Origin of the sequence: Pseudomonas sp. REB1044, from assembly GCF_038813925.1 — a bacterium.
GTDB lineage: Bacteria > Pseudomonadota > Gammaproteobacteria > Pseudomonadales > Pseudomonadaceae > Aquipseudomonas > Aquipseudomonas boreofloridensis.
On the sequence record NZ_CP046139.1, the window covers coordinates 4,528,642 to 4,540,889 of the forward strand.

The 12,248-nt window shown below is 57.0% G+C and carries 6 protein-coding genes, 2 tRNA genes and 3 rRNA genes; 4 read left to right on the plus strand and 7 right to left on the minus strand.

Annotated elements, in window-relative coordinates; all coding sequences use genetic code 11:
• Positions 1–148 precede the first annotated feature (148 nt).
• The 7 genes from rrf to GKC70_RS20645 form a co-directional block, all read right to left on the minus strand.
• Positions 149–264: ribosomal RNA gene (rrf, locus tag GKC70_RS20615) — 5S ribosomal RNA — on the minus strand.
• A 137-nt stretch (positions 265–401) separates the two neighbouring features.
• Positions 402–3,292, minus strand: a 23S ribosomal RNA gene (locus GKC70_RS20620).
• Between the two features lie 254 nt (positions 3,293–3,546).
• Positions 3,547–3,622, minus strand: a tRNA-Ala gene (locus GKC70_RS20625).
• A gap of 37 nt (positions 3,623–3,659) precedes the next feature.
• Positions 3,660–3,736: transfer RNA gene (locus GKC70_RS20630), tRNA-Ile, on the minus strand.
• An 86-nt stretch (positions 3,737–3,822) separates the two neighbouring features.
• Positions 3,823–5,359: ribosomal RNA gene (locus tag GKC70_RS20635) — 16S ribosomal RNA — on the minus strand.
• Together the 16S, 23S and 5S rRNA genes with 2 tRNA genes alongside form the textbook arrangement of a ribosomal RNA operon.
• Positions 5,360–5,918: 559 nt before the next feature.
• Positions 5,919–7,412, minus strand: a complete 1,494-nt coding sequence (locus GKC70_RS20640; RefSeq protein ID WP_116887527.1) for a CoA-acylating methylmalonate-semialdehyde dehydrogenase — start codon at positions 7,410–7,412, stop codon at positions 5,919–5,921.
• Between the two features lie 65 nt (positions 7,413–7,477).
• Positions 7,478–8,824 (minus strand): aspartate aminotransferase family protein, encoded by a 1,347-nt coding sequence (locus GKC70_RS20645; protein ID WP_029612533.1) that lies wholly within the window; start codon positions 8,822–8,824, stop codon positions 7,478–7,480.
• Between the two features lie 118 nt (positions 8,825–8,942).
• Here GKC70_RS20645 and GKC70_RS20650 point away from each other — a divergent pair, with 118 nt between their 5' ends.
• The 4 genes from GKC70_RS20650 to GKC70_RS20665 all read left to right on the plus strand — a co-directional run bounded on the left by GKC70_RS20650 (position 8,943) and on the right by GKC70_RS20665 (position 12,244).
• Entirely contained in the window at positions 8,943–9,860 is a 918-nt protein-coding gene (locus GKC70_RS20650; protein WP_342649762.1) for a LysR family transcriptional regulator, read from the plus strand.
• A 72-nt stretch (positions 9,861–9,932) separates the two neighbouring features.
• A complete protein-coding gene (locus GKC70_RS20655) occupies positions 9,933–10,598 on the plus strand; it encodes a TetR/AcrR family transcriptional regulator (RefSeq protein ID WP_039583032.1) in 666 nt (221 codons plus the stop codon).
• Positions 10,599–10,607: 9 nt separating this feature from the next.
• Positions 10,608–11,192, plus strand: a complete 585-nt coding sequence (locus GKC70_RS20660) for a YigZ family protein (RefSeq protein ID WP_342649763.1) — start codon at positions 10,608–10,610, stop codon at positions 11,190–11,192.
• Positions 11,193–11,557: 365 nt separating this feature from the next.
• A complete protein-coding gene (locus GKC70_RS20665; protein ID WP_342649764.1) occupies positions 11,558–12,244 on the plus strand; it encodes an SDR family oxidoreductase in 687 nt (228 codons plus the stop codon).
• Positions 12,245–12,248: the final 4 nt, after the last annotated feature.

The following is a 12,248-nucleotide window of genomic DNA, read 5'->3' on the forward strand; positions in this document are numbered from 1 at the left end:
CGGGTTCTCTGGAAAACGGATTCGCTGACGGAACCATACTGGGTGGCGAGAGTGGCAGCAATGCGCCTCTTGGAATGGCCTTGTTTTGAGCGTCGTGAAAAGACAAAACCCCTACCTGCTCACGCAGATAGGGGTTTTGCGAAATGAATCTTGACGATGACCTACTCTCACATGGGGAAACCCCACACTACCATCGGCGATGCATCGTTTCACTGCTGAGTTCGGGATGGGATCAGGTGGTTCCAATGCTCTATGGTCGTCAAGAAATTCGGTTGCCAGTGCGCCCCTGCGGACACCCCAGCCTATTCGGATATGTGATTCTGTGATTCGTCGCGAACTTTCGGTTCTTTCGTCTTCACCACCACAATTCGGCGCTCACGCTCAAATTGCTTGGGTGTTATATGGTCAAGCCTCACGGGCAATTAGTATGGGTTAGCTCAACGCCTCACAGCGCTTACACACCCCACCTATCAACGTCGTAGTCTTCGACGGCCCTTCAGGGGATTCTAGATCCCAGTGAGATCTCATCTTGAGGCAAGTTTCCCGCTTAGATGCTTTCAGCGGTTATCTCTTCCGAACATAGCTACCCGGCAATGCCACTGGCGTGACAACCGGAACACCAGAGGTTCGTCCACTCCGGTCCTCTCGTACTAGGAGCAGCCCCTCTCAAATCTCAAACGTCCACGGCAGATAGGGACCGAACTGTCTCACGACGTTCTAAACCCAGCTCGCGTACCACTTTAAATGGCGAACAGCCATACCCTTGGGACCGGCTTCAGCCCCAGGATGTGATGAGCCGACATCGAGGTGCCAAACACCGCCGTCGATATGAACTCTTGGGCGGTATCAGCCTGTTATCCCCGGAGTACCTTTTATCCGTTGAGCGATGGCCCTTCCATACAGAACCACCGGATCACTAAGACCTACTTTCGTACCTGCTCGACGTGTCTGTCTCGCAGTCAAGCGCGCTTTTGCCTTTATACTCTACGACCGATTTCCGACCGGTCTGAGCGCACCTTCGTACTCCTCCGTTACTCTTTGGGAGGAGACCGCCCCAGTCAAACTACCCACCATACACTGTCCTCGATCCGGATCACGGACCTGAGTTAGAACCTCAAGGTTGCCAGGGTGGTATTTCAAGGATGGCTCCATGAGAACTGGCGTCCCCACTTCAAAGCCTCCCACCTATCCTACACAAGCAAGCTCAAAGTCCAGTGCAAAGCTATAGTAAAGGTTCACGGGGTCTTTCCGTCTAGCCGCGGATACACTGCATCTTCACAGCGATTTCAATTTCACTGAGTCTCGGGTGGAGACAGCGCCGCCATCGTTACGCCATTCGTGCAGGTCGGAACTTACCCGACAAGGAATTTCGCTACCTTAGGACCGTTATAGTTACGGCCGCCGTTTACCGGGGCTTCGATCAAGAGCTTCGCTTGCGCTAACCCCATCAATTAACCTTCCGGCACCGGGCAGGCGTCACACCCTATACGTCCACTTTCGTGTTTGCAGAGTGCTGTGTTTTTAATAAACAGTCGCAGCGGCCTGGTATCTTCGACCGGCATGGGCTTACGGAGCAAGTCCTTCACCCTCGCCGGCGCACCTTCTCCCGAAGTTACGGTGCCATTTTGCCTAGTTCCTTCACCCGAGTTCTCTCAAGCGCCTTGGTATTCTCTACCTAACCACCTGTGTCGGTTTGGGGTACGGTTCCCAGTTATCTGAAGCTTAGGAGCTTTTCTTGGAAGCATGGCATCAACCACTTCGTCGCCTAAAGGCAACTCGTCATCAGCTCTCGGCCTTGAAATCCCGGATTTGCCTAAGATTTCAGCCTACCACCTTAAACCTGGACAACCAACGCCAGGCTGGCCTAGCCTTCTCCGTCCCTCCATCGCAATAACTGCAAGTACAGGAATATTAACCTGTTTTCCATCGACTACGCTTTTCAGCCTCGCCTTAGGGACCGACTAACCCTGCGTCGATTAACGTTGCGCAGGAAACCTTGGTCTTTCGGCGTGCGAGTTTTTCACTCGCATTGTCGTTACTCATGTCAGCATTCGCACTTCTGATACCTCCAGCAAGCTTCTCAACTCACCTTCACAGGCTTACAGAACGCTCCTCTACCGCATCACCAAAGGTGATACCCGTAGCTTCGGTGCATGGTTTGAGCCCCGTTACATCTTCCGCGCAGGCCGACTCGACTAGTGAGCTATTACGCTTTCTTTAAAGGATGGCTGCTTCTAAGCCAACCTCCTAGCTGTCTAAGCCTTCCCACATCGTTTCCCACTTAACCATGACTTTGGGACCTTAGCTGACGGTCTGGGTTGTTTCCCTTTTCACGACGGACGTTAGCACCCGCCGTGTGTCTCCCATGCTCGGCACTTGCTGGTATTCGGAGTTTGCATCGGTTTGGTAAGTCGGGATGACCCCCTAGCCGAAACAGTGCTCTACCCCCAGCAGTGATACATGAGGCGCTACCTAAATAGCTTTCGAGGAGAACCAGCTATCTCCGAGCTTGATTAGCCTTTCACTCCGATCCACAGGTCATCCGCTAACTTTTCAACGGTAGTCGGTTCGGTCCTCCAGTCAGTGTTACCTAACCTTCAACCTGCCCATGGATAGATCGCCCGGTTTCGGGTCTATACCCAGCGACTAAGCGCCCTATTAAGACTCGCTTTCGCTACGCCTCCCCTATTCGGTTAAGCTCGCCACTGAATATAAGTCGCTGACCCATTATACAAAAGGTACGCAGTCACCTAACAAAGTAGGCTCCCACTGCTTGTACGCATACGGTTTCAGGTTCTATTTCACTCCCCTCTCCGGGGTTCTTTTCGCCTTTCCCTCACGGTACTGGTTCACTATCGGTCAGTCAGTAGTATTTAGCCTTGGAGGATGGTCCCCCATGTTCAGACAAAGTTTCTCGTGCTCCGTCCTACTCGATTTCATTGAAAAGAGACTTTCGTGTACGGGGCTATCACCCACTATGGCCGCACTTTCCAGAGCGTTCCACTAATCTCAAATCAACTTAAGGGCTGGTCCCCGTTCGCTCGCCACTACTAAGGGAATCTCGGTTGATTTCTATTCCTCAGGGTACTTAGATGTTTCAGTTCCCCTGGTTCGCCTCTTGCACCTATGGATTCAGTACAAGATACCTAGGTTATCCTAGGTGGGTTCCCCCATTCAGAGATCTCTGGATCACAGTCTGTTTGCCGACTCCCCAAAGCTTATCGCAGGCTACCACGTCTTTCATCGCCTCTGACTGCCAAGGCATCCACCGTATGCGCTTCTTCACTTGACCATATAACCCCAAGCAATCTGGTTATACTGTGAAGACGACATTCGCCGAAAATTCGCACGTCGCTCTTTCGAGCAGAACTCACAAATTTTACCTCAGCCTGATGTCCAGCAGTGAAACTGGTCATCAGTCTGTATCTATCACATATCCGAATTTTTAAAGAACGATCTGGCAAAAGCCAGAAATCAACATTCCAACGCGGCGTCAACGCGACGCGCGAATGCTCATTTCTGAGTTCTAACAGTGCTGTACAAAGGTGGTGGAGCCAAGCGGGATCGAACCGCTGACCTCCTGCGTGCAAGGCAGGCGCTCTCCCAGCTGAGCTATGGCCCCGTGTATCTGCTACATCTCGTAGGCCGCACCAAGTAATTGGTAGGTCTGGGCAGATTTGAACTGCCGACCTCACCCTTATCAGGGGTGCGCTCTAACCAACTGAGCTACAGACCTATAACAGGGTCGCGTTACAGCATCGTCTTTTCACAATGAATCAAGCAATTCGTGTGGGAGCTCATCAGCAGGCTGATGTCTTCGATTAAGGAGGTGATCCAGCCGCAGGTTCCCCTACGGCTACCTTGTTACGACTTCACCCCAGTCATGAATCACACCGTGGTAACCGTCCCCCCGAAGGTTAGACTAGCTACTTCTGGTGCAACCCACTCCCATGGTGTGACGGGCGGTGTGTACAAGGCCCGGGAACGTATTCACCGCGACATTCTGATTCGCGATTACTAGCGATTCCGACTTCACGCAGTCGAGTTGCAGACTGCGATCCGGACTACGATCGGTTTTGTGAGATTAGCTCCACCTCGCGGCTTGGCAACCCTCTGTACCGACCATTGTAGCACGTGTGTAGCCCAGGCCGTAAGGGCCATGATGACTTGACGTCATCCCCACCTTCCTCCGGTTTGTCACCGGCAGTCTCCTTAGAGTGCCCACCATAACGTGCTGGTAACTAAGGACAAGGGTTGCGCTCGTTACGGGACTTAACCCAACATCTCACGACACGAGCTGACGACAGCCATGCAGCACCTGTGTCAGAGTTCCCGAAGGCACCAATCCATCTCTAGAAAGTTCTCTGCATGTCAAGGCCTGGTAAGGTTCTTCGCGTTGCTTCGAATTAAACCACATGCTCCACCGCTTGTGCGGGCCCCCGTCAATTCATTTGAGTTTTAACCTTGCGGCCGTACTCCCCAGGCGGTCAACTTAATGCGTTAGCTGCGCCACTAAAATCTCAAGGATTCCAACGGCTAGTTGACATCGTTTACGGCGTGGACTACCAGGGTATCTAATCCTGTTTGCTCCCCACGCTTTCGCACCTCAGTGTCAGTATCAGTCCAGGTGGTCGCCTTCGCCACTGGTGTTCCTTCCTATATCTACGCATTTCACCGCTACACAGGAAATTCCACCACCCTCTACCGTACTCTAGCTTGCCAGTTTTGGATGCAGTTCCCAGGTTGAGCCCGGGGCTTTCACATCCAACTTAACAAACCACCTACGCGCGCTTTACGCCCAGTAATTCCGATTAACGCTTGCACCCTCTGTATTACCGCGGCTGCTGGCACAGAGTTAGCCGGTGCTTATTCTGTCGGTAACGTCAAAATTGCAGAGTATTAATCTACAACCCTTCCTCCCAACTTAAAGTGCTTTACAATCCGAAGACCTTCTTCACACACGCGGCATGGCTGGATCAGGCTTTCGCCCATTGTCCAATATTCCCCACTGCTGCCTCCCGTAGGAGTCTGGACCGTGTCTCAGTTCCAGTGTGACTGATCATCCTCTCAGACCAGTTACGGATCGTCGCCTTGGTGAGCCATTACCTCACCAACTAGCTAATCCGACCTAGGCTCATCTGATAGCGCAAGGCCCGAAGGTCCCCTGCTTTCTCCCGTAGGACGTATGCGGTATTAGCGTTCCTTTCGAAACGTTGTCCCCCACTACCAGGCAGATTCCTAGGCATTACTCACCCGTCCGCCGCTGAATCGAGAAGCAAGCTCCTCTCATCCGCTCGACTTGCATGTGTTAGGCCTGCCGCCAGCGTTCAATCTGAGCCATGATCAAACTCTTCAGTTCAATACTGCTTGGGTTTTTAAGAAACCCTAAACTTGGCTCAGCAATCTCAAATGACTATGTGATTTCTCGCATGGCCACTTGTGATGCTGATAATCTAGGCGACGATCAGTCCATACTCACAAGCACCCACACGAATTGCTTGATTCGATTTGTTAAAGAGCGTTTGGCTAAGAGCGCTTCGTCTCAACCGAGGCCGCGCATTCTACAGCAGCCTTACTTCGTGTCAAGCGTTTATTTTGAAGTTCTTTCCGAGAAACTCGTTTAGCTTCAAACACTTGACTCGCTGCGATCTCTCGTAGCGGGAGGCGAATCATACAGCACCATTCGATGCTGTCAACTGCCTTTTTCACCGCTTTCAACCCGAGGATCGAAGCCCTTCGCACCGCACCGAACTCGATTAACTCGTTGATTCTCAAGGAGTTTCGCGTTCCGTTTGCTGCGGAAGTGGGGCGCATTATAAGGGGATCTGAACAGCGGTCAAGGCTTAATTTCAAATAAATTCAAATAGTTGAAACAAAGCGGGGCAGCCTCTCGGCCGCCCCGCTATTCACCTGCAGTATTACAAGCTCGGAAACGCGAACTGCGAAGCCTCGTGGCTCTTGCGCTGTGGCCAACGCTGGGTGATGGCCTTACGACGGGTGTAGAAGCGCACGCCATCCGGCCCATAGGCATGCAAGTCACCGAACAGCGAGCGCTTCCAGCCGCCGAAACTGTGATAGCTCACCGGCACCGGCAGCGGCACGTTGACCCCGACCATCCCCACCTCGATCTCGTCGCAGAACAAGCGCGCCGCCTCACCGTCCCGGGTGAAGATGCAGGTGCCATTACCGTACTCATGCTCATTGATCAGTTGCATGGCCTCTTCCAGGCTGCTCACCCGCACCACGCACAGCACCGGCCCGAAGATCTCTTCCTTATAGATACGCATCTCGGGCGTGACGTGATCGAACAACGTACCGCCAACGAAGTAACCATCCTCGTTGCCAGACACCCGCAAGCCGCGACCGTCCACCACCAGCTTGGCGCCAGCCGCCAAGCCATCGTCGATGTAGCCCACGACTTTGTCGCGAGCCGCTGCGGTGACCAACGGCCCCATGTCCAGGCCACAGGAGGTACCGGCACCGATCTTCAGCGCCTTGATCTGCGGTTCGAGCTTGGCGATCAGTGCATCGGCGACCTGGTCACCCACGCACACGGCCACCGAAATCGCCATGCAGCGCTCGCCGCACGAACCATAGGCCGCGCCCATCAAGGCACTGACGGCGTTGTCCAGTTCAGCATCGGGCATCAGCACCGCATGGTTCTTCGCCCCGCCCAGGGCTTGCACACGCTTGCCGCGCTTGGTGCCTTCGGCATAGATGTACTCGGCGATCGGCGTCGAGCCCACGAAGCTCAGGGCCTTGACCTCTGGCGCCTCGATCAGCGCGTCCACCGCTTCCTTGTCACCGTGCACCACATTGAGGATGCCTTTGGGCAGCCCGGCTTCCTGCAGCAATTGCGCGATGTACAGCGTCGAGCTGGGATCACGCTCCGACGGTTTGAGGATGAACGCGTTGCCGCAGACGATGGCCAGCGGATACATCCACAGGGGCACCATGGCCGGGAAGTTGAACGGTGTGATACCCGCCACGATGCCCAACGGCTGGAAGTCAGACCATGCGTCGATGTTCGGGCCGACGTTACGGCTGTACTCGCCCTTGAGCAGCTCCGGCGCTGCACAGGCGAACTCGACGTTCTCGATACCGCGCTTGAGTTCGCCGGCCGCATCTTCCAGGGTCTTGCCGTGCTCTTCACTGATCATCTGCGAGATGCGGGCTTCGTTCTGCTCCAGCAACTGCTTGAAACGGAACATGACCTGGGCACGCTTGGCCGGCGGCGTGTTGCGCCAGGCCGGAAACGCGGCCTTGGCCGCGTCGATGGCATCCTGGATGGTCGCGCGACTGGCCAATTCGACCTTGCGCGTGGCCTGCCCTGTGGAGGGATTGAAGACGTCGGCGGTGCGGCCGCCTTTGGAAACCAGCTCACCGTTGATCAGGTGCTGAACGATGCTCATGCGAGACTCCAGATAAAGAAGGGAAAGACAGGCGCCCGAAGCGCGTGTCCTCAAAGTCGGAAAGATCAGTCGATCTGATTCAGCGTTTCACCTACCGCATCGAACAGACGGTCCAGTTCGTGTGGCTGAGTATTGAAGGTCGGCCCGAACTGCAAGGTGTCGCCGCCGAAGCGCACATAGAATCCAGCCTTCCACAGCTTCATGGCAGTCTCGTAGGGACGCACGATCGCATCGCCGTCGCGGGCAGCGATCTGAATCGCGCCAGCCAGGCCATAGTTGCGGATGTCCACCACGTTCTTGCTGCCTTTGAGCCCATGCAGCAACTGCTCGAAGTGCGGGGCGAGCTCGGCCGAGGCCTGCACCAGGTTTTCCTTCTGCAGCAGGTCCAGCGCCGCGATACCGGCCGCGCAAGCTACCGGGTGAGCGGAGTAGGTATAGCCGTGGGGGAATTCCACCGCATATTCCGGGGTCGGCTGATTCATGAAGGTCTGGTAGATCTCACTGCTGGCGACCACGGCGCCCATTGGAATCGCGCCGTTGGTGACCTGTTTGGCAATGCACATCAGGTCCGGGGTCACGCCAAACGCTTCAGCGCCTGTCATCGCCCCCATACGACCAAAGCCGGTGATCACTTCGTCGAAGATCAGCAGGATGTTGTGCTGGGTGCAGATTTCACGCAGACGCTTCAGATAACCCTTCGGCGGCGGCAGCACACCGGCAGAGCCGGCCAGCGGCTCGACGATCACGGCAGCGATGTTCGAGGCATCGTGCAGCTCGATCAGCTTGAGCATCTCGTCGGCCAGGGCAATACCCCCCTCTTCCGGCAGACCACGGGAGAAGGCATTGACCGGCAACACGGTGTGAGGCAAATGATCGACATCCAGCAACTGGCCGAACATCTTGCGGTTGCCGTTGACCCCGCCCAGGCTGGTACCGGCGATGTTGACGCCGTGGTAACCGCGGGCACGGCCGATGATCTTGGTCTTGCTGGCCTGGCCCTTCAGGCGCCAGTAGGCACGCACCATCTTCAGCGCCGTATCGGCACATTCGGAGCCGGAGTTGGTATAGAAGGTGTGGTTCAGATCGCCTGGCGTCAGCTCGGCGATCTTTTCCGCCAACTGGAACGACAGCGGATGACCGAACTGGAAGGCCGGTGAGTAGTCGAGCACGCTCATCTGGCGCGACACGGCGTCGGCGATTTCCTTGCGCGTGTGCCCTGCGCCACAGGTCCACAGGCCCGACAGTGCGTCGAAGATGCGCCGTCCCTTGTCGTCGACCAGATGATTGCCGTCAGCCGCGACGATCAGGCGCGGATCGCGATGGAAATTGCGGTTGGCGGTGTACGGCATCCAGTGGGCGTCCAGCTTGAGCTGGCTGGCCAGACCGGTGGGCGCGGCTTCAGGCATGTTCATCGGCGGTTCCTCGGCAAACGAATAGGCAACGATGGGTGTTGTTGCCGCTACATTGGCATGAGGATAAAGTCGGAAAAAGCCAACATTTCTAACCTTCAGTCAGACCCGGACTAAACAGATGAGCCGACGCCCCGATCCCCTCGCTCAAGTCAGCGACTTCGACATTCGCCTGCTGAAGATTTACCGCAGCGTGGTCGAGTGCGGTGGCTTCTCGGCCGCCGAAAACGTGTTGGGCATCGGTCGTTCGGCAATCAGCCAGCAAATGAACGACCTCGAGCAGCGCCTGGGCCTGCGCCTGTGCCAGCGCGGACGCGCCGGGTTTTCGCTGACCGAGGAAGGCCGCGAGGTGTACCACTCGGCGCTGCAACTGCTCAGCGCACTGGAAACATTCCGCACCGAAGTCAACGGCCTGCACCAGCACCTGCGCGGCGAGCTCAACATCGGTCTTACGGACAACCTGGTCACCCTCCCACACATGCGCATCACTCATGCCCTGGCCGAACTCAAGAATCGCGGTCCTGACGTGCGCATCCAGATCCGCATGATCGCGCCGAGCCAGGTGGAGCAAGGCGTATTGGACGGCAGCCTGCACGTCGGCGTGGTACCGCAGACCAGCCCGCTGTCCGGCCTGGAATATCAGCCGCTCTACAGCGAGCGCTCGCTGCTCTACTGCGCAGTGGGCCACCCCCTGTTCTATGCCGACGATCAGCAGATCGACGATCCACGGCTCAATGCCCAGGAAGCCATCGCGCCGACGTTCCGTCTGCCGGCCGACATCCAGGCGCACTACCAGGCGCTGACCTGCACCGCCAGCGCCTCGGATCGCGAAGGCATGGCCTTTCTCATCCTGACCGGACGCTACATTGGCTACCTGCCCGATCACTACGCCATGTTCTGGGTGCAGCAGGGGCGCTTGCGTGCGCTCAAGCCCACTCAGCGCTTCTACGACCTGAGCTTGAGTTGGGTCACCCGCAAGGGACGTCGACCCAACCTGGTATTGGAGAGCTTTCTCGAACGCCTGGCGACAACGCGCTAACGCTTGTCACTTCTGCACAGGCAGGTAATCTGTCCGACAGCCGTTGCCCACAGAACCTGTACGGAATCGTCCATGACACTTGAAGTCCCTGCGCACCGCCTCTCCGCCTCGGGCAAACCCGCCGGCCGCATTCGCCAGAAGAACGAACAGGCCATCATCCAGGCGGCCGAAGACGAGTTCGCCCGCCATGGTTTTAAGGGCACCAGCATGAACACCATCGCGCTGAAGGCCAACCTGCCCAAAGCCAACCTGCACTACTACTTCACTAACAAGCTCGGCCTGTACATCGCGGTGCTGAGCAATATCATCGAATTATGGGACAGCACCTTCAACGCCTTGAGCGTCGAGGACGATCCGGCCCAAGCGCTGGACCAGTACATCCGCACCAAGATGGAGTATTCGCGGCGCAATCCTCAGGCCTCGCGGATCTTCGCCATGGAAGTGATCAGCGGCGGACAATGCCTGACCGATTACTTCAGTGCCGACTACCGCGAATGGTTCCGCGGCCGCGCTGCCGTGTTCCAGGCCTGGATCGAGGCCGGCAAGATGGATCCGGTCGATCCGGTACACCTGATTTTCCTGCTCTGGAGCAGCACCCAGCACTATGCCGACTTCGCCACCCAGATCTGCCAGGTCACCGGGCGCAGCCGCCTGACCAAGCAGGACATGGAAGACGCCAGCAACAATCTTATCCACATCATTCTCAAAGGCTGCGGCATCACCACCGCGGCCGCCTGATCGCCACCTATGCCCTCAACTCTGCTCGACGTCTGCGAATTACGCGAAGACATCCGCAAAAGCCGCTTCGTGACCCTCGCCGGCCCGATCACCAGCGTGGCCGACGCCATGACCTTCATCGAGCGCCACAGTGACCCGACCGCAACGCATAACTGCTGGGCCTGGAAACTCGGCCCCCAGTACCGCAGCAGCGACGATGGCGAACCGGGCGGCACCGCTGGCCGGCCCATCCTTGCCGCCATCGAGGCCCAGGACTGCGATCAGGTCGTGGTGCTGGTGATCCGCTGGTACGGCGGCATTCAGCTCGGCACCGGTGGCCTGGCGCGTGCCTACGGCGGCGGTGCCAACAAGTGCCTGCAGCAGGCGCCGAAACGCGAATTGGTGCAGCGCAGCGAATTCAACTGCAGTTGCACGTTCAGCGAGCTAGCCCTGCTCAAACTGCGCCTGGGGGAGGTCGAGGGTCTGGTGCTGGACGAACAATTCACCGCCAATGGCGTCGATCTGCGCGTGGCGTTGGGCGAGGCGCACCTCAGCACCCTGGCTAGGCAACTGGCAGACCTGAGTCGGGGCCGAATCCGCCTGGAGCGCTGCTGAAAGCTGCCCACAAATACTGTTGGCCTGCCTGTGGATAAGCTTGGGGTACTTCACTGCAGACCTAGTCCTGCAATGGCTGTAGCTAACTGTACATATTTTGATCACGATTTGATGACAGTCACAAACCACTGAAACTTCTGTATTTATCCCCATGCCGCCCCATTGACCGAGCCATTCAACGCCACCCTGCTTTCACACAATAATTGTGGAGCAGCCTGTGGATAAGCGGTGCGCGAATAGCCTGCACCCCTTTGAACACAAGGCATGCGGGACTTCGATCATTTTTTGATCACTTGCCGTTGCTGCCCTGCGAGTGCTGGCCTGAGGTATCCTGCGCCCTTCGTTCAAACGATCTTGGAGCTCCTATGTCCACCAGCAAACATGCCCTCATCATCGGTGCGTCTCGCGGGCTGGGTCTTGGCCTGGTACAACGTCTGCGCGAGGACGGCTGGAATGTCACCGCCACCGTGCGTGACGCGCACAAACCTGGCGCTCTGGCCGACGTTGCGGGGGTGCGCATTGAGTCCTTGGAAATGAATGACACCACCCTGCTCGACGGCCTCACGCAGCGGCTGCAGGGCGACACGTTCGACCTGCTGTTCATCAACGCCGGCGTCATGGGCCCTCTGCCCCAGGATCTGGAAGCTGTTCAAAACGAAGACATTGGCGCCTTGTTCATGACCAATGCCGTCGCACCGATCCGCGTGGCCCGTCGCCTGGTCGGGCACATTCGGCAAGACACCGGCGTGCTGGCCTTCATGAGCTCAGGTCTGGGCAGCGTGGCCAGCCCGGACGGTAATGAAATCTGCCTGTACAAGGCGAGCAAGGCCGCCTTGAACTCGATGATCAACAGCTTCGTGGTGGAGCTGCAGCGCTCCGACTTGAGCGTGGTGGCCATGCATCCAGGTTGGGTGAAGACCGACATGGGCGGCGAGAACGCCGAAATAGACGTGTTCACCAGTACGCGCGGCATGCTTGATCAGATCAACGCACAGAGCGGCCACGGCGGCCTGCATTTCATCAACTACAAAGGCGACAGCCTGACCTGGTGAATTG